The 22,779-nt window shown below is 71.1% G+C and carries 14 protein-coding genes; 8 read left to right on the top strand and 6 right to left on the bottom strand.

The annotated features are described in order from the left end of the window. Positions 1-26: 26 nt before the first annotated feature. From ACFPCV_RS01165 to ACFPCV_RS01145, 5 genes are read left to right on the top strand one after another with little or no spacing between them, the layout of a single operon-like run. Complete coding sequence (locus ACFPCV_RS01165) at positions 27-527, top strand: hypothetical protein (RefSeq protein WP_378053486.1); 501 nt, start codon at positions 27-29, stop codon at positions 525-527. Further along, a complete protein-coding gene (locus ACFPCV_RS01160; protein ID WP_378053484.1) occupies positions 527-1,912 on the top strand; it encodes a hypothetical protein in 1,386 nt (461 codons plus the stop codon). The genes ACFPCV_RS01165 and ACFPCV_RS01160 overlap by 1 nt, the downstream gene beginning before the upstream one ends. Then, positions 1,909-3,258: a VWA domain-containing protein gene (locus ACFPCV_RS01155; RefSeq protein WP_378053482.1), complete on the top strand. Its 1,350-nt coding sequence runs from the start codon at positions 1,909-1,911 to the stop codon at positions 3,256-3,258. The genes ACFPCV_RS01160 and ACFPCV_RS01155 overlap by 4 nt, the downstream gene beginning before the upstream one ends. Positions 3,259-3,278: 20 nt before the next feature. Next, a complete protein-coding gene (locus ACFPCV_RS01150; RefSeq protein WP_378053480.1) occupies positions 3,279-4,391 on the top strand; it encodes an ATP-binding protein in 1,113 nt (370 codons plus the stop codon). After that, entirely contained in the window at positions 4,388-7,153 is a 2,766-nt protein-coding gene (locus tag ACFPCV_RS01145; RefSeq protein WP_378053478.1) for a hypothetical protein, read from the top strand. Before ACFPCV_RS01150 ends, ACFPCV_RS01145 begins: the two co-directional genes overlap by 4 nt. Before the next feature lie 63 nt (positions 7,154-7,216). Here ACFPCV_RS01145 and ACFPCV_RS01140 read toward each other — a convergent pair whose 3' ends face one another. The 4 genes from ACFPCV_RS01140 to ACFPCV_RS01125 form a co-directional block, all read right to left on the bottom strand. Continuing rightward, complete coding sequence (locus ACFPCV_RS01140) at positions 7,217-11,485, bottom strand: S8 family serine peptidase (protein ID WP_378053476.1); 4,269 nt, start codon at positions 11,483-11,485, stop codon at positions 7,217-7,219. Between the two features lie 107 nt (positions 11,486-11,592). Then, a complete protein-coding gene (locus ACFPCV_RS01135; RefSeq protein ID WP_378053474.1) occupies positions 11,593-12,339 on the bottom strand; it encodes a TerC family protein in 747 nt (248 codons plus the stop codon). Positions 12,340-12,393: 54 nt separating this feature from the next. Continuing rightward, positions 12,394-13,122 (bottom strand): class I SAM-dependent methyltransferase, encoded by a 729-nt coding sequence (locus ACFPCV_RS01130; protein WP_378053472.1) that lies wholly within the window; start codon positions 13,120-13,122, stop codon positions 12,394-12,396. Between the two features lie 136 nt (positions 13,123-13,258). After that, positions 13,259-14,470 carry a cytochrome P450 family protein gene (locus ACFPCV_RS01125; protein ID WP_378055001.1) on the bottom strand — a complete coding sequence of 404 codons (1,212 nt, stop codon included), beginning with the start codon at positions 14,468-14,470 and terminating at the stop codon, positions 13,259-13,261. 310 nt (positions 14,471-14,780) lie between these two features. Here ACFPCV_RS01125 and ACFPCV_RS01120 point away from each other — a divergent pair, with 310 nt between their 5' ends. Together ACFPCV_RS01120 and ACFPCV_RS01115 are read left to right on the top strand one after the other, a co-directional pair. Then, entirely contained in the window at positions 14,781-15,743 is a 963-nt protein-coding gene (locus ACFPCV_RS01120; RefSeq protein ID WP_378053470.1) for a TIGR03885 family FMN-dependent LLM class oxidoreductase, read from the top strand. Beyond that, on the top strand, positions 15,740-17,350 hold the full coding sequence (locus ACFPCV_RS01115) for an alpha-amylase family protein (RefSeq protein ID WP_378053469.1): 1,611 nt from the start codon (positions 15,740-15,742) through the stop codon (positions 17,348-17,350). The genes ACFPCV_RS01120 and ACFPCV_RS01115 overlap by 4 nt, the downstream gene beginning before the upstream one ends. Here the strand turns inward: ACFPCV_RS01115 and ACFPCV_RS01110 are convergent. Both ACFPCV_RS01110 and ACFPCV_RS01105 read right to left on the bottom strand, forming a co-directional pair. Beyond that, complete coding sequence (locus ACFPCV_RS01110) at positions 17,307-17,849, bottom strand: DUF6292 family protein (RefSeq protein WP_378053467.1); 543 nt, start codon at positions 17,847-17,849, stop codon at positions 17,307-17,309. The genes ACFPCV_RS01115 and ACFPCV_RS01110 overlap by 44 nt on opposite strands. A gap of 74 nt (positions 17,850-17,923) precedes the next feature. Further along, positions 17,924-19,582 carry a family 43 glycosylhydrolase gene (locus ACFPCV_RS01105; protein ID WP_378053465.1) on the bottom strand — a complete coding sequence of 553 codons (1,659 nt, stop codon included), beginning with the start codon at positions 19,580-19,582 and terminating at the stop codon, positions 17,924-17,926. A 176-nt stretch (positions 19,583-19,758) separates the two neighbouring features. Between ACFPCV_RS01105 and ACFPCV_RS01100 the strand changes: the two genes are divergently transcribed. Further along, positions 19,759-22,767 (top strand): 3-keto-alpha-glucoside-1,2-lyase-like domain-containing protein, encoded by a 3,009-nt coding sequence (locus ACFPCV_RS01100; protein ID WP_378053463.1) that lies wholly within the window; start codon positions 19,759-19,761, stop codon positions 22,765-22,767. Positions 22,768-22,779: the final 12 nt, after the last annotated feature.

Here is a 22,779-nt window from a genome sequence, read left to right as displayed (position 1 = left end):
CCATGTGGTGCAAGGGAGATGGTGCGTTGTCCGACTGGGAGAGGTCCAGCACGGCACGGGTGTTGCCGCCCGCTCGCCCGCGCAAGCTCGCGAAGGTCCCGTTCGCCGAGCTGACCGAAGGGCGTCTGCAGGGCGTGGTGTCGAGCGGCTCGGACATCGGCCGGGTCTACGTCTCGTCCGTCGCGGCGGGCAGCTACACGTTTGCCTGCAGCACCAACAACAACCGGCCCTGCGGCGGCGCGCGGGGCACGTTCTGCAACCACATCCTGGCGATGGTCGACGAGGCGGCGCTGCAGTACGGCGCCGACCGGGTGGCCCGCTACCTGCGGGTGGAGGTGGCCGGTGAGGTGACCGGGTCCGCGATCGCCTCGGCGATGACGGGCACCCGGCCCGCGCAGGGCGACAGCGGCGCGGCGGCAACCGTCTTCAGCAGGTTCCTGCGCCACCTCGCCTACCTGGAGCTGCCGCCGACCACCGCGCCGCTGCCCGAGATGCAGTGGTTCCCGCCGACCAGGGCGGTGGTGTGATGCGGGCGGACCTGCTGGTCGAGCACATCGACGGGCTCGAAGAGGCGCTGGCGGCCGTCGACGCCGGTGACCGGGCACTCGTCGGCGGGCTCCTGCGTCCACAACCCGCCCAGGTCGCGGCGCTGACGGAGCTGGCGGACGCCGTCGCGGGCACGCCGCTGGCCGCGCGGGTCGCGGAGGCGGCCGAGAAAGCGGCGGCGGGCACCGCGGGCGAGGAACACTTCGTCGCGCTTGCCGCCGCCCGCACCGCGCTGCTCGGCTCGGTCCACGACGCGTTGACGACCCGCGTCGAGGAGGCCACCGGGCGGCCCCGCGTCGAGGACGCCCCGGTGGCGGGCGGGCAGCAGCAGCCGAACCTCCTCGCCGCGGCCCGGTCATGGCTGTCCGACCTGGCCCGTGCCGGCTGGCGGGGTATCGATCACGACGTCGTCGCCGGCGCCGCGCCGGTGATCTCCGCGATGCTGCCGGACCCGGCGCTGCGCAGGCTGGCCGCGCTCCTCGACGGTTTCGCCGCCGAGCTGGCCGCGTCCTGCCCCGGCGCCGCGCTCGACCGCGTACCCGCCCGCCGCTGGGGCGATCTGTGGTCGCGTGCGATGGTGCTGACCCTGCCCGGCGCGGCCGATCCGCCTGCGACCGGCACGGCCACCGGCCGGGTCCTGCCACTCGGGGTGGACCTGCACGAGCACACCACCGCCGCGCAGGCGCAGGTGCACGCGGTGTTCGAGCCCGCGGACGGCGGCACGCCCCGCCTCGTGCTGGCGAGTGTGTCGGTGCCGAAGCCCGACACCGTGGTCGGCGCGGGCATCTGGCAGTTGCTGCGCCAGCACATGTCGCTTCTCGCGGCCGTCAGCGAAGGCCGCGCGATGGACGTCGAGGGCATGCCGGTCACCGCGGCGGGCGACTTGGTGTGGCACGACGAGCACGCCCGTCCCGGCACGGCCGCCGACGCGTTCGCCACCGCACGTGTCGCGTTGCCGACCGCGGCCCGCGCCGCGACCGCGCCGCTCGACCGGCACCCGGCACGCATCGCCGAGCCCGTCTTCCTGGAGGGCTACACCGCGGAGAAGGACGGCGACGCGCTGACCTTCACCGTCGCCGGGCACCGGCTGCCCGTCGACACCGACCGCGTCCCGGCGGCCGGGCCGCTCACCCCGGAGGCGGTCGCCGCGTCCGGCGCCTGCATCGGGTTGCTCCGCTGGGACGACGGGACGTTCGCCGTCCAGCCGCTCGCCGTGGAGACCACCGTCCGGAAGAAGGCGGTCACGGTGCACGCGGGCGCGTGGGCAGGCGGCACCACCGACAAGAACGGGGTCAGGGCCGAGAAGGCCGCCACCGACGCCGTGACCGTGCTGCGGGAGCGGGCGGGGAGGTTGTTGCGGAAGTGAGCACCCACGACAACCGCCGCCAGGTCCTGTACTGGCGGCTGCTCGCGCGGCTCTTCGACCACGAGGAGCAGGCGAGCCTGGAGTCGGCGAGCGTCGCCGTCGTCGACGACATCGGGCTGCCGCCCTCGGTGCTGGACCCGCACGCGTCCGTCGACGCGGTGGTGCAGCGCCACCCGGAGCTCGCCGCCGAGTTCGACGGCCTGATGGTGCCCGACCCGGGCGCCGACCGGGACGGCGCCGCCGAGGTACGGCGCGCGGCGCTGGTGTCCAAGGTGCTGCTCAACGTCTTCGCCACCGGGTCCGGCAACGTCACCGCGGGGCAGCTGTCCCAGTGGCAGGCGGACGCCGGCTGGCTGGAGCGGGCACTGGGCTGTGAGCCGGGGGAGTTGCGCGGCCGCTCCGGACGCGGCACGAGCGGCAACGCGCCCGCACCCGACCTCGGCACGCTGCTGCCGGGCATCGGCCCGGAGCTCGCCGACCTCGAAGCGGACCTCGTGAACCGCATGCAGCTGCGTGAGGTGCTCGCCGATCCGGCGCTGGCCGCGCAGCTCACCCCGAGCATGTCCTTGATCGAGCAGCTGTTGCGGGACAAGAACAACCTCTCCGGGGTGGCGCTGGCCAACGCCAGGTCGCTGATCCGCCGGTTCGTCGACGAGGTCGGCGAGGTGCTGCGCACCCAGGTGGAGAAGGCGACGGTCGGCGCTGTCGACCGCTCGGTGCCGCCGAAGCGGGTGTTCCGCAACCTCGACCTCGACCGCACCATCTGGAAGAACCTCGTCAACTGGAGCCCGGAGGAAGAGCGGCTGTACGTCGACCGGCTCTACTACCGGCAGACCGCGCGCAAGACGACGCCGCAGCGGCTGATCGCGGTGGTCGACCAGTCGGGTTCGATGGTCGACTCGATGGTCAACTGCGCGATCCTCGCGTCGATCTTCGCGGGACTGCCGAAGGTCGACGTGCACCTGATCGCCTACGACACCCAGGCACTGGACCTCACACCGTGGGTCCACGACCCGTTCGAGACGTTGCTGCGCACCAACCTCGGCGGTGGCAACGACGGCATGGTCGCGATGGGGCTGACCCAGCCGAAGATCGCCGAGCCGCGCAACACCGTCGTGGTGTGGATCTCCGACTTCTACGAGACCAGGGTCGAGCAGCTGTTCGAGGCCATGGCCGCCATCCACCGCTCCGGCGCGAAGTTCATCCCCGTCGGCTCGGTCACCAGCGGTGGCCGGGGTGCTGTCAACCCGTGGTTCCGGGAGCGCTTCAAGGACCTCGGCACCCCGGTGATCTCCGGCCACATCGGCAAGCTCGTGCACGAACTCAAGACTTTCCTCACCTCCTGATCCCCAGAAAGGCCCCACGCATGTCCGACCTGTTGCGCGCCCCCGCCGAGCTCAAGTACGCCGACGAGCTGGACTGGCTCGAGTCGGTGGACGACAACCCCAGGCCGCATCCCTGGCGGCTGTCCCCGAAGATGGTCCGGCTGTTCGTCCTGGGCGCCGACCGCGCCGACGGCCTCGACCGGGAGATCGCGCAGAAGTGGTTCGGGGACCGCAGCTTCGTCGAGCGGGCGATCGTCACCCTCGCGTCCGACCGAGGACTGCTGCTGATCGGTGACCCCGGCACCGGCAAGAGCTGGCTCGCCGAGCTGCTGTCCGCCGCGATCTCCAGGAACTCGACGCTCGTCGTGCAGGGCACCGCGGGCACGACCGAGGACCACATCAAGTACTCGTGGAACGTGTCCATGGTCATCGCGAAGGGGCAGTCGCGGCAGTCGATGATCCCGTCGCCGATCATGACCGCGATGGAGCAGGGCTCCATCGGCCGGTTCGAGGAGCTGACCCGCTCCACCAGCGACGTGCAGGACGCGCTGATCTCCATCCTGTCGGAGAAGTACATCTCGGTGCCGGAGCTGGACAGCGACAACATCGTGTTCGCCAAGCCGGGCTTCTCGATCATCGCGACCGCCAACAGCCGCGACCGGGGCGTCAACGACCTGTCCTCCGCGCTGAAGCGGCGCTTCAACTTCGTGCGCATCCCGATGGTGACGAACAAGAAGAGCGAGGCGGAGATCGTCCGGTTCCGCACCGGCGAACTACTGCGCCGCCACCAGATCGAGCTGGACGTGCCGCCGACGCTGCTCGACGTGCTGCTGCGCAGCTTCGCCGACCTGCGTGCCTCGGCGGCCGCGGCGGGCAGCGACGACGAGAAGCTGGAGTCCGCGCTGTCCACCGCAGAACAGATCGGGGTGCTGGAGGACGCGATCCTGCACAGCAACTTCTTCGGGCAGCAGGCACTGACCGCCCGCGCGCTCGCGTCCTCGCTCGTCGGTTCGCTGTCCCGGCGCGCCCCAGAGGACCTCGCGATCCTCAACAAGTACCTGCACGGTGTGGTGGAGCCGCGCAGCAGGGACGAGGGCGGGGACTGGCCGGACTTCCTGGAAGGCGGCCGCGACGCGATCGCCACCTTGTCGTGAACGAGTTCGACGCGCTGCGCACGCAGCTGCGGGAGGCCGCCGCCTCGTTCGCGGACGGGCCGGGTGCGCTCGAGGGCATCCTGCTCGGCATCGTCGACGACGTCGACCGCGCCGTGCGGGAGCCCCTCGAGATCTTCCCGGTCTGCCACCACTCGCCCGCGTCGGCGATCGCGATGGCGCGGCGGCTGCGGGAGAAACAGCCGAAGGTGGTCTACCTGGAGCTGTGCGAGGACATGGCGCCGCTGCTGACGGAGCTGCGCAACTGCCGGCTGCCGGTCGCGGTGCAGGCGTTCGCGACCGAGGTCGACGGGTTCCCCGCCGAGTGGGCGCCGCTTTCGGTGGTCGCGCCGATCACCGAGGCGTCGGCCGAGTACCAGGCGATCTCCTACGCGCTGGACACCCCCGGTGTCGAGCTGGTGCTCGTCGACCGCTCCGCGGACCACGTGTTCCAGTGGGGCAACAGGGAAACGGTCCAGTCCGGAGCCGAGGAGCAGGACGCGCCGCCGCCAGAGGAGGAGACGGCGCTGCACGGGGACGCGATCGGCGTGGAGCTCGGCGACCTGCGGCCGCGGTTCGCCGAGCTGGAGGAGCACCTGCTGCACCACGGCAAGGTGCGGCACTGGTCGGAGTGGTGGCACCAGTACGTCGAGCTGCCGCTCGGCGACAGCGACCACGACACCTACCGGCAGGTGATGCTGCTGATCGGCAGCCTGTTCCGGCGCCTCGCACCGGGCGACCCGCACCGGGTCCGCGTCGACGAGGACCGCGAACGGTACATGTGGACGCGGATGCGTGAGCACCTCGCGGCGACCGGCACCGACCCGGCGGACTGCCTGTACGTCTGCGGCGCGTTCCACGCGTCGAGCCGGGTCGCGGAGTTCGGCGTCGACGGCACCGCCACGTTCGAGATCAGCCCGAGGACGGCGAGCAGGTGGCAGCACGGGCTGATCCCGTCCAGCCACGCGGCGATCGAGGCGCAGTTCGGTCTCGCCGCCGGGTCGGTGTCGATCGCGGCGACGGAGTGGGCGAAGAACCTCAAGCGCACACGCGTGCAGCCGTTCCAGCTCGCCGGGCAGGCGGGTGGCGGCAAGAAGAGGAAAGCACCGGAGCTTCCCGCACCCGCACCGGCGACCGCACCCGCCGACCACCTCACGGGCTTCCTGCGGCGGCCGCCCGTGCTCGACCGGCTGGACGAGGCCGAGCTGCTCGGCTGGTCGGTGGAGGTGGTGCGGGCGGCACGCCGCAACGGCTACCTCGCCTCGACCGCCGACGCGATCGCGGTGTTCGAGACGTCGATCCTGCTGGCGGGCATGCGGGAGCGGGCCAAGCCGACGCCGTACGACTTCCAGGACGCCGCCGTCACGTGCATCGAGAAGGACACCGTGCCCGGCCGCCGGGACGTGCGCCGCATCGTCGAGATCATGATGGGTGGCGACCGGATCGGCCAGGTCGGCTACGAGGCGCTGCCGCCGCTGGCTCGCGACGTGCACGACCGGCTCGCGCCGCTGGAGCTCAAGCTGCGGCAGCGCGGGGTGCAGCGGGCGCTGCTCGACATCGCGTCCCGCCCGGAGCTGGAGCCGTGTTCGGACCTGCTGTGGATGCTGCGGTACCTGATGCCGCACGGCGCGGCGCGGCCGATCATGGGGGAGCGGCGCCTCGGCGAGCGGCCGATCCAGGAGTCGTGGGACCTGGCGCTCGGCACGCACCAGCGGGCGCTCATCGAGCTGGGCTACGAGGGCGTCAGCATCGAACAGGTGCTGGAGCAACGCCTCCGCCGTGCCGGGTACGCACCGAGGGCGACCGCGGCCACGGTGCTGGCGGCGGTGGAGGACGCGACGCTGTACCTGCGCAGCCATCGCCTCGCGGGCGAGCTGGGCACCCGCGCGCTGGAGGTGCTGGCCACCGAGCGCACCGTCGACGGCGCACCCGAGGTGCTGCGGCGGGTGCGGCGGTTGCTTGCGTTCTACCGGACCAGCGAACCGGTGCTGCCGTCGTGGATCGAGTCGTTCGTGAAGACCGGGTACGCGCACTACTGCACGCTGCTGCCGACGGCGTTCGCCGACGAGGACGCGCGCGTCGACCAGGTGGCCGCGATGCTGGGCTTCCTGTTCAGCATGGAAGGGCTCGCGCTGTCGCTTGGCTGCGACCGGACCCAGCTGGAGCTGGCGTTCGCGCAGTCGCACCCGGAGGAGCCCGCGAAGGTGGCGCTGCTGTGGGCGGCTCAGGTGCGGCTCGGGCGCCTGACCAGGGCCGAGCTGCGGACGCGGTGCGACGAGCTGCTGGACAACCCGCTGGTGCTGCCCGCGTACCCGAAGTACCTCAGCGGGTTCGTGCACGCGCTGGAACCGGCGCCGGGCCTGGCCGACTTCGTGGTGGAGGCGGTGTCGAACGCGTTCGGCAGGCTGCCGGACCCGGTGCTGCTGCCGTGGCTGCCGAGGCTGATCACGACGTTGCGGGCCGGTGGCGCGGATCTGGCCCCGCTGCTGATCCGCGAGGCGGGCCGGATCTTCCCCGGCAGGCTCGCGGCGCTGGACGAGTGGGTGCCGCCGTGGCTGGCGGAGGAAACGATCCCGGTGGCGCCGCGCGGGCGGGGCAGCCGCTGCGCGCCGTTGCTGGCCGCCCATCCGGCGACGTGCGACGCGCTCGCGGACCTCCTTGGCTGCGAAGGAGACTGGGCGACCGGCGAGCAGCAGGGCGCCGCGCTGACCGGCCGGTACCCGGACACCGCGGTGGCGCTGGCGGCGGCGCTCCGCCACGCGTGAACCGGTGTGACGCGGGGACGTCCGGTCCCCCGGCGACGCTGCCGGGGGACCGGACGCCGTGCCTTACCGGACGCCCACCGGTTCGGCCACCACCAGTTCGTCGGCGTTGGTGACCGAGACACCGGTGCCGCTGAACGTGTCGGTGACCGTGTAGGTCCCGGCCGAGCGCAGCAGCAACGACATCCGCCACGTGTGCTCCGCACCGGCGGCCACCGCGGCGTCGGCGACGACGGTGCCGGTCAGGGCGCCGCCGTCCCGCGTGAGTTTCACGCGCTGCCAGGCGTTGTCGACCCGCAGCCGCAGGACCACGTCCTTCGGCGCCAGTGTGCTGTCGGCGGCGACCCGCACGGTCCACGTCACCGGCCCGGAGTCGGCGGTGCCGCTGTTGACCGCGCGCACGTCGTACTGGGTGTGCTCACCCGGCACGAACGAGTCCCGCGTGTCCGTCACGGACACCACTGCCACCGGCTCCGGCCCGACCCGCAGCTTCGCCTCCCCGGTGAGGTCACCGGAGTAGCCGCCCGTGTCCACGTCCAGCGCCAGCCGGTACGCCCCGTCCGGGGTGCCCGGTGCGAGCGTGAACGTGAACGGCCGTGCGTTCCAGTCGACCGCGCCCGCCCGCACCGGAGTGCCGTCGGGTGCGAACAGCCGCAGGACCGGCTTGAGCTCGTTGGGCGCCGCGGCCCGCACCAGGCCCTCGACGTCCTCGAGCGCCGCGCGCTCCGGCATGGTCAGGAACGGCCGCACGTCGGAGGCCATGATCGTCGCGAACGGCACGCCGTGCGCGTCGGTCACCGACCAGTCCACGGTGGCCTGACCGTCCGCGCCGGCGACGACGTCACCGACGGAGACCGAAGCGGGGCCACCGAAGGCGAACGACACGTCGAACGGGTCGATCCAGTCGAGCCCGCCGACCACCGTGCTCGGCAGGAACCAGTCCTGTTCCAGGTGCTGCACCGAGTGCACGGTGACCGCCTCGTACCGGTCCAGTGTGGCCACCAGGGTGCCCGGTTCGTAGCGGTAGCCGTGCGGCGCGGTGCCGGAGGGCCGCAGGAACACCGAGCCGGTGTGCCGCGCGTCCGCGGCGTCCAGCTCGATCTTCGCCCGCACGGCGAAGTTCTCGCCGACGGAAGCCGCCTTGGCCCCGCCCGCGAGCACGCGCGGCGCGAACGTCACCGTGTCGTCGTCGATCACGGTGATCTCCCGGTGCAGCAGGTAGGCGTCGCCGCCACCCGCCGGCGTGGGCTTGCGCACCACGACGGTGTACCGGCCGACCGGGGCCGGGATCTCGAACGTCAGCTTGCCCGCCGCGTCGGTCGTCCCGAGCGGCCGGACCTGGCCGTTCGCGATCAGCTCGACCGTCGCCCCGGCGAGCCCGCCGACCGCGGCGGCCCCCGGTGCGTCCACGGTGGACGCGACGAGGTCGACGCGGGGTGCGCGCACCCGGAACGAGCCGGACAGGTACTCGACCTGCACCGCGAACGTGCCGAGCGTGTCGGGGTCGACGGTCCACGTGACGGTCTTCGACTGCCCGGCGGACAGCTGCACCGGGGTCGTCGCCTCGACCGCGCCGCCGACCTTCAGCTCCGCGTTGTAGGTGCCAGCGGTCTTGCCGACGTTCTTGACCTGCGCGGTCACCGTGACGTTCTCGCTCGCCTTCACCACACCGGGCGACACGCGCAGGTCGGACAGCGCGTAGTACGGCTGGTCCGGATCCGGCGCGGGGGAGGCCCACGCGATCGAGTTCATGAACAGCTCGGTCGCATCGGGCGTCCAGTCCGCGGGGCCGCGGGTCGCCGACACACCGTGCAGCGACAGCAGCACGTGCCGGTTGCTGGCCCGCTGGTCCACGCCGACGCCGCCGCCGAGCACACCGTCCGCGGTGCGGCCGAAGCCGGCGATGGTCTGCCTGCCCTCGCCCTCGTAGCCGGTGAACCACGCCGCCCACTTGGGCTGCGAGCTGGCGTCGATCGGGATCCGGTCACCCACCGCGTAGCCCGCGAGCAGCGGGTGTTCCGCGGTGACCTCGTAGAACGACTCGGCCGAGGTGCTGCCCCCGGTGTTGGAGCCGGTCTCCGCCGGCTGCCCGGTGTGCCGGGACAGCTGCCGGATGCCGTTGCCGGTGGTGTAGGCGTGGTCGGTGAAGATCACGCCCGCGCCGCCGGCGTCGGTGGCGTCCAGGAAGGCCTGGAACCGGGCCGCGTCGTAGTTCGAGGTCGTGCCGTAGCCGAGCACCACGGTGGCGTGCCGCGCGGCCTGGTCGAGCTGGTCCCAGGTGTAGATCGCGGTGTCGATGCCACGCGGGGCGAACACGACGTCCCGGTACTCGCCCGCGCGGGTGGCGGAGCTGTCCACGATGGCCACCGAACGGGGCGGTGCCCCGAACGTGAAGTCCGCCGTGGCCGACTGGCCCGCGGTCACCGTCACCTCGGTCTCGGCGGGTGCCCGGAACACCGGGTGGGTCGCCGCGACCCGGTACGTGCCGGCCGGCACGCCCGCGATGGTGTAGGTGCCATCCGCGCCGGAGGTCGCCGACAGGTCGGAAGGCACACCGAGCACCTTCACCGTGACACCGGGCAGCCCGGTGCCGGACACGTCGACCGTCGCCTTGCCGGTGACCTGCCCGTTCGGGAGCGCGGTGAGCCCGACGTCGACCGTGGCGAACGAGTCCGCGGCGACCGTGGCCTGGGCCGTGGCGCTCTCGTAGCCGAACGCCTCGGTGGTGACGGTGTAGTCACCCGGTTCGAGCCGGGTGGTGAACGTGCCGTCCGCACCGGTGGTCATGCCGCGGCCGCCGGGTTCCACCGTGGCGGTCGCGCCGGAGATCGGCGCACCCGTCGCGGCGTCGGTGACCGTGCCTTGCAGGCCGGAGTCCAGCGCGACGAACCGCACCGCCTCGTAGGCGTTGATCCGGCCGCGGCCGAACCGGGTGTCCGGCGGGGTGTCGGCGTACCGGTCGTCCCAGAACGCGGTGTCCGCCAGGACGCCCTGCACCTCGGACACGGGCAGGCCGCCCGCGGCCGACAGCATCAGCGCGACCACACCTGCGGTGTGCGGGGTGGCCATCGAGGTGCCGGACAGGGTCCGGTAGCCGCCACCCGGCGAGGCCGAGTACACGTCGACACCGGGGGCGGAGATGTCCGGCTTGACCCAGCTCTCCGGCCAGTCGGCAGGCGGGTCCGCCCACTGGTTCTTGCGCACCACACCGCCGCAGGAGAACGACGCGACGTTGTCGGAGCTGTCGGTGGCGCCGACGGCGACCGACTCGTACACGTTGCCGGGGCTGGCCGTGCCGAGCGAACCGCAGTTGTTGCCGATGGCGAAGGCCGGGAACGAGCCGAGCGCGCGGATCGCCCGCGTCGGCTGGATCATCTCCTGGTGGAAACCGTTGCCGCCCAACGACATGCTGACCACGTCCGCTGGCCGCCCTGCCGGGTTGCCGGACGCGTCGGTCGGTGCCACGGCCCACTGCATGCCCGCGGCGACCTGGGCGAACGAGCCGCCGCCGCCGGGGATCACGAGACCGTGCATCATCTCGGCACCCGGTGCGACACCGATCGCGGTGCCGGACGTGGCGCCGCCGTAGATGGTGCCGGACACGTGCGTGCCGTGGTAGGCGGAGTCGTGCGGTGCCGACGCGACGAGGCCGCCCGACGCGTCGAACTCCATCCAGCCACCGGGGTGGTTGGGGTCGGCCGGGTTGTCGGTGACCATCCGGCCGGCGAGGTCCGGGTGCGAGATGTCGACGCCGGTGTCGAGGGTGGCGATGCGAACACCGCTGCCGTCGACGCCGAGCTCCTGCCAGACCCTGGCGGCCTCGATCTTCTGGAGGCCCCAGGTGAGCTCGGCGGTCGGGGTGACGTCCGAGGTGGCTGGAGCGGGTTCCGGAGCGGTGAGCTCGAAGTTCGGGATGAGGCGCTCGACGCCGGGCACGGCGGCGAGCGAGTTCAGTGTGCCGGTGTCGGCGGGGAACTCCACCAGCAGCATGTTGGTGAGCCAGAAGCGGTTCACCACGGTCGCCGTCTCGCCCATGGCGGCGCTGACGCCGGCCTGTGTCTCGGCGGCGTGGTCGCGGAGCGTGGCGAGCACCGCGTCGCGGTCACCGGACAGCTCGGCGTTCGGCAGCATCACGAGCGCCTGTACGGGCTCGCCGTCCTCGGCGGCCGCGACCTCGGCGACGAGTTCCGGAGCGATCGGGGCGGGGATGTGGGCGGGGGATTGGTCGAACGGGCTGAGCGCGGCGAACAGGCCGACCGCGGTCGCGACGGCAAGCCAGGGTCGTGCCTGACCTCTCAGCCGGTCTCTGCGTCTTGGTCGGGGGAAGTGGGGCATTCACGCCTCCTCGAGTGCGAGATTTTCGCTACTACGAGGATGGTTGAAATTGACCCACGGTCAATGCGCCGCTCGGGTGGACACTGGGGGCCGAATGCCGAGGGCGATCAGTCCTTTTTGACGTATGTGGGGTGCAAGTGGACTGGTTGCTTCGCCCGCTTGGCCCTGGCCCGGAGGTTGAGGAACTCGACGAAGATCGAGAACGCGATGGGGCCGTAGACGTACCCCTTCGGGATGTGCTGGTCGAACCCCTCCGCGATCAGGCTGCCGCCGATCAGGAGGAGGAACGACAGCGCGAGCATCTTCACGGTGGGGTGCCGGTTGACGAACTCGCTGATCGGCTTCGCCGAGACCAGCATGATCACCATGGCGACGACGACGGCCGCGATCATGATGGACAGCTCCTCGACCATGCCGACCGCGGTGATCACGGAGTCCAGCGAGAACACGATGTCGAGCACGAGGATCTGGGCGATGACGCCGGCGAACGACGCGGCCTTGCGCTCGCTGCCGTGCTCGGTGCCCTCGAGCTGTTCGTGGATCTCGTAGGTGGCCTTGCCGAGCAGGAACAGCCCGCCGAGCAGCAGGATCAGGTCCCGGCCGGAGATCTCCTGGCCGAACATGGTGAACAGCGGCGCGGTCAGCCCGATCACCCACGACAGCGACGCGAGCAGCGCCAGCCGGGTGATCAGCGCCAGCGAGAGGCCGAGAACCCTGGCCCGGTGCTGCTGGTGCTCGGGCAGCCGCCCGGCGAGGATCGAGATGAACACGATGTTGTCGATGCCGAGCACGACCTCGAGCAGCAGCAGCGTGCCGAAGGCGACCCACAGTTCCGGACTCGTCAGCCAATCCACGCGATCACCCTATATGACCCAATTGGGACAAAGGGGCCTGTTGGTCGATCTCGGCTACGGCCGTCGGCCGCGGACCGCCCAGGCGCGGGCGGTGAGGCGGATGTCGTGTGCGGGGAGGCGGGCACGGAGCAGGTCGCGGATCCGGTCCCGCACCGGCGGCGGCCGGCCGGCGAGGTAGGCGGGCGCGGCGCCCTGGCCGCCGAGGAACGGCCGCCAGAAGTCGGTGAAGCCGGCGAAGGTCGTCGGCACCTCGACCGCATCGACCACCACACCGGTCAGCCCCGCGGCGCGCCAGAGCCCGGCGAGCGGATCCGGCCGGCACAGCGGGAAGAGGGCGCCTTCGTCGGGTGCCTCCGGGTCCACCTCGCGGGCGGCGTCCCAGAACAGGCGCATCATCGCCATGCCGTCCGCGTAGTCCCAGACGTACGCGGCCACGGTCGCGCCTGGCACGGCGACCCTGGCCTGCTCGGCGAGCGCCCGTGCCGGGTCGGGCACGAAGTTGAGCACCAGCCCGGCCACCACCACGTCGAACCGGCCGTCCGCGAACGGCAGCGCCCGCGCGTCACCGACGACCACACCACGCCGTCCCGCGAGGAACCCCGGGGACGGGTCGACGCCGGTGACCTCCGCGCCCGCCGCCAGCGCGGCCGCGCTGAGCGCCCCCGTGCCACAGCCGACATCGAGCCACCGCTGCCCGGCAGGCACACCGAGCCACGGCACGAACCGCTCGGCCACCCGGCGGCTCCACCGCCCGACATAGGCCTCGTACTCGTCACCCGCCATCCACACGGGACCAACCTAGTATCCCGCGTGGGGCACTGGCTCCGGCGGCGTGCCGAGAGGCGCTTCGGGACACCCGGCCTGGATCCACCGATGGCTCTCGTGGGCATCGGCCACGCTGTCACGGTGTCGCCTCGTGTCAGCCCAGGCGGACCGGGAGGGACTCCAGGCCGCGCAGCAGCGTGGTGTTCCGCCAACGGAGTTCGGCCGGGTCGATGTCGAGTGCCAGGTCCGGGAACCGGGCCAGGAGCCCGCCGATGGCGATCTGGCCTTCCAGCCGGGCGAGTGGCGCGCCGAGACAGAAGTGGATGCCGTGCCCGAAGGCCAGGTGGCCGCCCGCGGCGCGGGTGACGTCGAGGCGGTCGGCACCGGTGAACCGGTCGTCGTCGCGGTTCGCGGAGCTGAGGGACACCAGCACGAACTCGCCCGCCGGGATCCGGGTGCCGCCGATCTCGACCGGTTCGGTGGTGTAGCGCAGCGTCGCGTGGTTGACCGGGCCGTCGTAGCGCAGGAACTCCTCGACGGCGCCGGGCAGCAACGCGGGGTCGGCCCGCAGGGCGGCGAGCTGGGCAGGGTCGCGCAGCAGCGCGAGCACACCGTTGGCGATCAGGTTCACGGTCGTCTCGTGCCCGGCGATCAGCAGCAGGAACGCCATCGACACCAGTTCGGCCTCGGTCAGCCCGTCGCCCCCGTCGCGGACGTGGATCAGCGCGCTGAGCATGTCGTCGGCCGGGTCGGCCCGTTTGGCGGCGATCAGCTGGTGCAGGTACGCCGCCATCTCCTGTCCCGCCGCGGCCACCGACTCCGCCTCGCCGGCCGACAACATCGTCGTGGACCAGTCACGGAACTCGTCGCGGTTGGCGGGCGGCACGCCGAGCAACTCGGAGATCACCGTGACGGGCAACGGGAACGCGAACGCGTCAACCAGGTCGGCCCGGTCCCGCCCGGCGAGGTCGGCCAGCAGTTCCTCGGTGATCTCCTCGACCCTTGGCCGCAGCAGTTCGACGCGCCGCATCGTGAACGCCTTGGCGACGAGCGTGCGCAACCGGGTGTGGTCCGGCGGGTCGCTGTTGAGCATGTGGGAGGCGAGGTCCTGGTCGAACAGCCGGCCGTCGGCGCCTGCCGCGCTGTGCCGCTCGAACAGGTCCTTCGCGTGCCGCATGTCCTTGTGCAGCATGGGGTTCGCGAGCGCCTCCCGCGCGTCGGCGTACCGCGAGACGACCCACACCGTCAGCCCGCGCGGCATCACCGCCTCGTGCACGGGCGCGTCCGCGCGCAACCGCCGGTACAGGCTGTACGGGTCCTGGATGAAGTCCTCGTCCAACCGGACGGGCGTGGTCGCGCCTGCCATGGTTTCCCCCTCGTCGCGGTGACCTACGGTCTCCACTCTGGCACGATCCGTCGGCGGGCGTCTGAGGTTCTTCTCAGCCTTCGTTCTCGTCGGTGCCCGTTCTCGTCGATCTGCCCGGATGTCCTGTGCCGCACCGGGTCGACGTGGTGTCGGCGGCCGAGGTGGTGCCGCTGAGGCGGCATCCTCGGTGCACGGGTCGTCCGGGAACAGGTCCGACGAACCGAGGGAACGGTTGCCTCGCGCCGGGTTTCGGTGCGGGCCGACGGGGGAATGCCCCGAGCCAACACCGTTGCCGAGTGAAGGGACCGCGATGCCCGTGATCGGCTGGCACGCCTCACACGAGCAGATCCCGCCGAGCAGGCTGCTCACGGACGTTCGGCACGCGCAGGACGCGGGGTTCGGCGCCGTCTGGTCATCCGACCACTTCTCGCCGTGGAGCGTGCGGCAGGGCGAGTCGGGGTTCGCGTTCTCCTGGCTCGGCGCGGCGATGGCCACCACGACGCTCCCGTTCGGGGTGGTCAACGCGCCGGGGCAGCGTTACCACCCGGCGATCGTCGCGCAGGCGCTCGCGACGCTGGCTGAGATGTTCCCCCGCAGGCTGTCCGTCGCGTTCGGCTCGGGGGAGTTCTCCAACGAGCACGTGACCGGGGAACCGTGGCCGGACAAGGCGACCCGCAACGCCCGCCTGCGTGAGTGCGTCGATGTCGTGCGCGCGCTGCTCACCGGAGACGAGGTGACCCACCACGGCCTCGTGCACGTGGACCGGGCGCGGCTGTGGACGTTGCCGGAGCAGCCGCCGCGGCTCCTCGCGACCGCGGTCAGCGCGGCCACCGCGCGCTGGGCGGCGGAGTGGGCCGAGGGCCTCGTCACGATCTGGCAGCCCGCCGACACGCTGCGCGGGATCGTCGAGGCGTTCCGGGAGAACGGCGGCGACGGCAAACCACTCGCACTGCAGGTGCACCTCAGCTGGGCGCCGGACGAGGAGGAGGCGTTGCGGATCGCACACGAACAGTGGCGCACCAACGTGTTCGAGGCACCGCTGTGCTGGGACATCGCCACCCCGGAGGAGTTCGACCAGGCCGCGAAACACGTGCGGCCGGAGGACATGCACGGTGGAGTGCTGATCGCCGCCGATCCCAAGCGGTTCACCGAGTGGCTGCACGAGGCGGCCGACCTCGGGTTCGACGAGATCTACCTGCACCACGTCGGCCAGGAGCAGCGGGCCTTCCTCGACTGCTTCGGCGAGCACGTGCTCCCGGCGGTGCGCGCATGACCGGCAAGCGCACCGCCACCAGTGACCTGTGGTGGAAGAACGCGGTCATCTACTGCCTCGACGTGCAGACCTTCCTCGACACCGACGGCGACGGCTGCGGCGACTTCACCGGGCTCACCGAACGCATCGACTACCTCGCGGGCCTCGGCGTGACGTGCCTGTGGCTGATGCCGTGCTACCCGTCGCCGGAACGGGACGACGGCTACGACATCAGCGACTTCTACGCGGTCGACGAGAAGCTCGGCACGCTCGGCGACTTCACCGAACTGGTGCGCACCGCGCAGGACCGCGGCATCCGCGTGATCATTGACCTGGTCGTCAACCACACCTCGCACCGGCACCCGTGGTTCGAGTCCGCGCGCAAAGGGAGGGACGCGCGGTTCCACGATCACTACGTGTGGGCGGACGAGAAACCCGAAGGCGAGGAACAGCTCGTGTTCCCCGGCGAGGAGCAGTCGAACTGGGCGTGGGCGGAGGAGGCGGAACGCTGGTACTTCCACCGGTTCTACGCCGAGCAGCCCGACCTCGACACCGCCAACCCCGCGGTGCGGGACGAGATCGCGAAGATCGGCGGGTTCTGGCTCGCGCTCGGGGTGGTCGGCTACCGCATCGACGCGGTGCCGTTCCTGCTCGAGGAGGTCAGCGGTCCGGAGGGCGAGTACAAGGACCCGCACTCGCTGGTGCGTGAGCTCAGCGCGTACCTGACCCGCCGCCGTGGCGACGCCGTGCTGCTCGGCGAGGTCAACCTGCCCTACGACAAGGCGATCGAGTTCTTCGGCACGGCGGGCGACGAGCTCAACATGATGTTCAACTTCCCGGCCAACCAGGCCATGTACCTCTCGCTCGCCAGGAAGGACAGCGCGCCGCTGGCGGAGGCGCTGAGGTCGATGCCCGACATCCCCACCGAGTGCCAGTGGGCGAACTTCGTGCGCAACCACGACGAGCTGACCCTCGACCAGCTGTCCGACGAGGAACGCGACGAGGTGTTCGCCGCGTTCGGCCCGGAGGAGTCGATGCAGGTCTACGGCAGGGGACTGCGCCGCCGCCTGCCGTCGATGCTCGACAACGACGAGGACCGCATCCGGCTGGTCTACTCGCTGATGTTCTCGCTTCCCGGCACCCCGACCCTCTTCTACGGCGAGGAGATCGGCATGTCCGAGAACCTCGCCATCGAGGGCCGTCTGAGCTCACGCTCCCCGATGCAGTGGTCGGCCGAACCGCACGCCGGGTTCTCCACCGCCCCCGATGGTGCCCGCCTGTGCCGCCCGCTGCCCGAGGACCACAGTGCGAACGTGGCCGGGCAGCGCCGCGATCCGCAGTCGCTGCTGAACTGGATGGAGCGGCTCATCCGGCAGCGCAAGGAATGCCCGGAACTGGGCTGGGGCACGTTCACCGTGCTGCACGCGGAAGGCCCGGTCCTCGCGCACCGCTGCGACTGGGACGGCAGTGCCGTGGTCGCCGTGCACAACCTCGCCGACCGGAAGGCGGAGGTGACGCTGTCGCTGGACTGCGACCGGCTCGAGGACCTCCTCGGCGCCGACGACCACGACCCCGGCAAGAAGCTCACCTTGGCGCCGTACGGCTATCACTGGTACCGCGTGCGGTGAACACGGACGGTGAACGGGACATGGAATGGGTCGTGGGGACGACGGGGCGGAGGTAGGCGGTCAGGTGCTGCCGGACGGTGCTCGCGTCCGCGCCGGCGCCCACCTTGACGGGCAGCACGTCGAGGGGCACGGCATGGCCGGGACCGCGGTCCGGGTGGAGGAGGTCCCGCGCCCACGCCGCCACGGTTTCCGGTGCGGGTAACAGATCCTGGCCGAGGTGGGTCACGGTCACCAGTTCCTCGCCGCTGTCGGTCTCGACCGCGGCCGACCACCCTCGGTGCTCGTCCCACAGCAGTGCCACGTCCCGGTCGGGATGGCCGGGCAGTCGCCCGTCCACGGCGAGGTAGGCGGAGACGGGCCGGTCGGGCTGGACGTACGAGCACTCGCCGCGCAGCCCCAGCGCTCTGCTCACCATGCGGACATAGCCGTGCAGGCCGAGGACCACGGTGTCGTCGAAGTCGAGTTCCATCATGTCGCCGCCGTTCTCCAGTGGGGGCAAGAACCGCGCCGACTGCTTGACGCAACGATCACATACCCCTGCCCGGGTTCTGGTAAACCGGGACGACCCGCGTCTCACCTGCTGACGACCGGGACCGTGACGGCGACGGGTGTGCTGTGGTGGCGCCGGGTGTTCGCGACGTCCCGGTACCCGCCGTCGGCCAGGTGCCGCTGGTACCCGACGGTCAGCCGTGCCGTGCCCGGGCCGGTCATGGTGACCGACACCTGGTTTCCCGTCACCGCAACGGTTCCCGCGGCGGCAGGGGTCAACGTGGCGCGCACCCGGTTCTGCTGGTTCGCCAGGTCGAACTCCGCGCCGGGCGCGCTGCGCACGTGCGCGGTCGTGGTGACCGGCCGGCCGGGTGTGGTCCGCAACACGCGGTCGGCGGTGCGCAGTGTGAGCGGGCCGACACCCCTCGGCACCGGCTCGTCCGAAGTGGACGCGTGGATCGCGAGCCCGTCACCGATGTGCATGGCGGACGTGTAGAGCGCGCGAGCCGACGTGGTGGACGGGCGGCCGTGGTGCACGTAGTACAGGCCGGTGCCCTCCGGTGAGCCGATGACGCTGCCGTGCCCCGTCGAGTACAGGTTCTGCGCCGGGTCCTGCGACAGGACGGGGTTCGCGGGGTTCTTGCGCCACGGGCCCAGCGGACTGCGTGCCGTCGCGTAGCCGACCCCGTAGTACTCGTTCTCGAAGTTGTTCGCCGAGTAGGTCAGGTAGTAGAGCGGTTTTCCGTGTGCGTCAACGGTTCTGACCGTCGTGGAGCCCTCGGCCCAGCGGCGGTCCTTCTTCTGACCGCCACTGTCGGCGTAGTCGTCGACGTGCGCGTTCTCCCACGACTGCTTGTCCGAGCCGTAGTCCAGGATCGGCACGAAGCCGTCCTTGCGGGTGCCGGGCGGATCGTCCGGCGCGAGGTTCGCGTCGCGGTGGACGGGCGCGATGGCGGTCATCGTGCGGCCGGCCGGGTCGTGCCACCAGTCGTCGGTGAGCTCGACGACGTAGATGTTGGACTCCTCGACGTACTTGCCGAGATCGGTGTCCCACACCCAGTTCCGGTAGGCGTTGCGCGAGTAGTACAGGTAGATCCGGCCGTCCGCGTCGAAGAACACGTTCGGGTCGATGAAGGGGATGTAGGTGCCGAGCGGCGCCGTCCGGCCCTCCTCCAGCGTCGCGGGTGGCTTCTTCTGGGTCGCGTCCATGATCAGGTTGACGTCGTGGTACGCCGGGTCGTAGGGGTGGTAGTCGATCGGCGCCTCCACGATGTCGCGGAACGGGCCCGCCGGTGAGTGGGACACCGCGACGCCGACCTTGCTCGCCTCCTCGAAGTCCGGGTACCGGAAGTGCTCGGCCACGTTCCGGTTCATGCGGCCCGCGTAGAACAGGAAGTACAGCCCGGTGTCGGGGTTGTGGTAGACCTCCGGCGCCCAGAACCAGTCGTGTGCCCAGTCGCCGTCCTGTCCCGCGCGGAGCGCGCCGCCGGGCAGGTGCTCCCAGGTGGCGAGGTCGGGGGAGCGGTAGATCCCGAAGTGGTGTCCGGGGCCGGCGCCTTCGGTGGAGTAGGCGTAGTAGTAGCCGCTCGCCCGGTCGAACAGCACGAACGGGTCGGCGCCGGGGGTGGCCGCGTCGTTGTGGTAGGTCGCGTCGGTCGTCCGGTCCGGGTGTGCGGCGGCCGGAGCGGGCGCGAACGCGATCAGCAGGGCGGCTACGGAACAGAGCAGGACGTTCCTTCGCATGCCCCCATCTTGCCGTTCGACGTCAAGACGTCGCTCTCCGTAGTTCTTTAGGGTGTGTTCTTCAAAAGAACGTTGATCGGCAGCGAAAGACCCTTCCACTTTTGCCGGTTGGCCGGAAAGATCCCCCGTGGTGGGCACGACCGGGTTCCGGCTCGGGTGATCTTCAAGGAGGAAGAATGCTCTCAGCATCGCGGCACCGCCGCAGGAGAGGCCTGGCCGGTCTCCTCTGCGTGGGTGTCCTCGGCTCGCTGGTGGCGCTGTCCGCGCCGTCCGCCGCCGCTCAGCCCGCGGATCTGCCGCCCCAGGAGCCCGGCGTCACGCTGCGCACCTACGACGTGCAGATCCCGCTGGAGGAGATCTGCACCCTCAAGACCGGCCAGACCCCGAACGTCGACAAGCTGATGCCGACGATCGACTGGAGCACCGGCGCCGACTTCGGGTTCGAGAGCAACTTCGTCACCCACGCCATCGGCAACGTCGAGATCGCCGAGGCGGGCAGCTACACCTTCCGGCTCACCAGCGACGACGGGTCGCGGCTCTACATCGACGACCAGCTCGTCATCGACCACGACGGCCTGCACGGCGCGGAACCCAAGGACGGCACGGTCTCGCTCACCGCCGGGTACCACTCGCTGCGCATCGAGTACTTCGAGCGGGGCGGCGAGCAGGTGCTCCAGCTGGCCTGGCGGACACCGGGGGCCGAGGACTTCGCCGTCGTGCCGAACTCCGTCCTGTCCACCGACGCCGACGTGGTGCGCGTGACCGCGCCGGGACGCAAGGAGTGCGAGGGCTCGCACGACACCCCCGGCGACGGTCTTCCGCTGAACTCGGTGAACCCGAACTACACGCTGACCGACCTGCGCCCGGACGGGTTCGAGCCGCAGGTGTCGGCGATGGACTGGACCGCCGACGGCAGGCTCGTCATCGCCACCTGGGGCGGCAGCCTCAACACCCTCGGCGAGGTCTACATCGTCGACGGCGTCACCGGCCGGACCGACCCGTCCAAGGTCACCTACAAGAAGGTGGCGGGCGGGCTGCGTGAGCCGATGGGGCTCAAGGTCGTCGACGGGATGATCTACGTCTCGCAGAAGCACGAGCTGACCGAGCTGCGGGACACCGACGGTGACGACGTCATCGACGCGCAGCGGACCGTCGCGACGTGGCCGTTCGGTGAGAACTTCCACGAGTTCGCGTTCGGCCTGCTCTACCGCGACGGCAACTTCCACCTGAACCTGTCGGTCGCCATCAACTACGGCGGCGCGACGACCGACCCGCAGCCCGCCGAGGACCGCGGCACCAGCATCGTGGTGAACAGGGCGACCGGGAAGATCACCTACGTGGCCGGCGGCCTGCGCACCCCGCACGGCATCGGCTGGGGTCCTCGGAACGAGGTCTTCGTGACCGACAACCAGGGCGGCTGGCTGCCCGCGTCGAAGCTGGTGCACGTCAAGCAGGACCGTTTCTTCAACCACTACACCAACCCCGACGGCCGGTTCGACGCGAACCCGGTCACCAAGCCCGTGTTGTGGCTGCCGCAGAACGAGATCGCGAACTCGCCGAGTACCCCGGTGACGCTGCGGTCGGGACCGTTCGCCGGCCAGCTGCTGATCGCCGACGTCACCTACGGCGGTCTCCAGCGCGCGTACCTGGAGAAGGTGCGGGGCGAGTACCAGGGTGCCGTGTTCCGGCACACGCAGGGCCTGGAGTCCGGCCTCACCGAGACCACGATCGGACCGGACGGCGCGCTGTACGTCGCCGGGCTCGGTGCGGGCGGGAACTGGGGCCAGGAGGGCAAGCTCACCTACGGTCTGCAGAAACTCACCCCCAACGGCACCAACACGTTCGACATGAAGTCGATGAGCGCCACCAGGGACGGCTTCAGGATCACCTACACGCAGCCGCTGTCGGGCGAGACCGTCGCGAAGATCGCCGAGAACGCGGCGGAGGCCTACCAGGTCACGCAGTGGCGCTACGCCGCGACCGAGCAGTACGGCGGCCCGAAGGTGGACGAGGAGGAGCTGACGGTCACCGCCGCGCAGGTGTCGCGGGACCGGAAGACGGTGACCCTGACGGTCGCGGGCCTCAAGAGCGACCGCGTCGTGCACCTGCGTTCGCCACGTCCGTTCGCCGCGGCGAACGGTGCGGAGCTGTGGAGCACGGAGGCCTGGTACACGCTCAACTCGATCCCAGGACCGAGGGAACGCCAGGTGTTCTACGAGGCCGAGGAGGGCTACCGGGAGGGTGGCGCCGGGGTCAACACCGACCACCGCGGCTACTCCGGCATCGGGTTCACCGACCGGTTCGGCAACCAGGGCGCGTCCACCACGATGCACGTCACCGTGGACGACCCAGGCCGTCACGAGGTCGGACTGCGTTACTCGAACGGCCCGAACCCGTTCCAGGGCGACAAGTCCGTGAGCGTCTACGTCAACGGCAAGAAGGTGAAGCAGACCGTTCTTCCCACCACGGTGACCTGGGAGGAGTGGGCCACCAAGACGGAGACGCTGTCGCTGCGCCGGGGCCTCAACACCATCCAGTACAAGGTGGACGAAGGCGACACCGGGCACGTCAACCTGGACCTGATCTCGGTGCGCGAACCGGGCGAACGGATCGTCCTGTTCGACGGCAAGGACACCGACGAGTGGCGGCACACCGACGGCAGGCTCGCGAGCTGGCCACTGGTCGGCAACGGGGCGATGGAGGTAAGCGGCGGTGACCTGCGCACCAAGCAGGCGTTCGGCGACTTCCGGCTGCACGTGGAGTTCAAGGTGCCGCAGCTGCCGCCGGACGTCACCGGCCAGGACCGCGGCAACAGCGGTGTGTACCTGCAGGAGCGCTACGAGGTCCAGATCCTCGACTCGTACGGCGACACCACCCTCGCCGACAACGAGGCAGGCGCGATCTACACGCACAAGGCACCGGACGTCAACGCGGCACGGCCGCCGGAGACCTGGCAGACCTACGACATCTGGTTCCGCGCCGCCCGCCACGACGCGGCAGGCACCAAGATCGAGGACGCACGGGTGACGGTGGTGTGGAACGGCAAGGTCGTGCACCGCGACTTCGCCATTCCGGGTGTGACCGGCGGCAGCATCCCGGAGGGTCCGTCAACCGGCGCGATCCGGTTGCAGGACCACGGAAACGCGGTGCAGTTCCGCAACATCTGGGTCGAACCGCTGAAGTGACGGGCGCGGGGC

Origin of the sequence: Actinophytocola glycyrrhizae, assembly GCF_042653545.1 — a bacterium.
GTDB lineage: Bacteria > Actinomycetota > Actinomycetes > Mycobacteriales > Pseudonocardiaceae > Actinophytocola > Actinophytocola glycyrrhizae.
Note: the sequence above shows the minus strand (reverse complement) of the source record. Positions and strands in the feature narration are given on the sequence as shown.

Bases quoted from the DNA above. Each gene is read 5' to 3' on its own strand.
- ACFPCV_RS01160 (WP_378053484.1), top strand. From the start codon at position 527: ATGCGGGCGGACCTGCTGGTCGAGCACATCGACGGGCTCGAAGAGGCG.
- ACFPCV_RS01150 (WP_378053480.1), top strand. From the start codon at position 3,279: ATGTCCGACCTGTTGCGCGCCCCCGCCGAGCTCAAGTACGCCGACGAG.
- ACFPCV_RS01140 (WP_378053476.1), bottom strand. From the start codon at position 11,485: ATGCCCCACTTCCCCCGACCAAGACGCAGAGACCGGCTGAGAGGTCAG.
- ACFPCV_RS01130 (WP_378053472.1), bottom strand. From the start codon at position 13,122: ATGGCGGGTGACGAGTACGAGGCCTATGTCGGGCGGTGGAGCCGCCGG.
- ACFPCV_RS01125 (WP_378055001.1), bottom strand. From the start codon at position 14,470: ATGGCAGGCGCGACCACGCCCGTCCGGTTGGACGAGGACTTCATCCAG.
- ACFPCV_RS01120 (WP_378053470.1), top strand. From the start codon at position 14,781: ATGCCCGTGATCGGCTGGCACGCCTCACACGAGCAGATCCCGCCGAGC.
- ACFPCV_RS01115 (WP_378053469.1), top strand. From the start codon at position 15,740: ATGACCGGCAAGCGCACCGCCACCAGTGACCTGTGGTGGAAGAACGCG.
- ACFPCV_RS01105 (WP_378053465.1), bottom strand. From the start codon at position 19,582: ATGCGAAGGAACGTCCTGCTCTGTTCCGTAGCCGCCCTGCTGATCGCG.
- ACFPCV_RS01100 (WP_378053463.1), top strand. From the start codon at position 19,759: ATGCTCTCAGCATCGCGGCACCGCCGCAGGAGAGGCCTGGCCGGTCTC.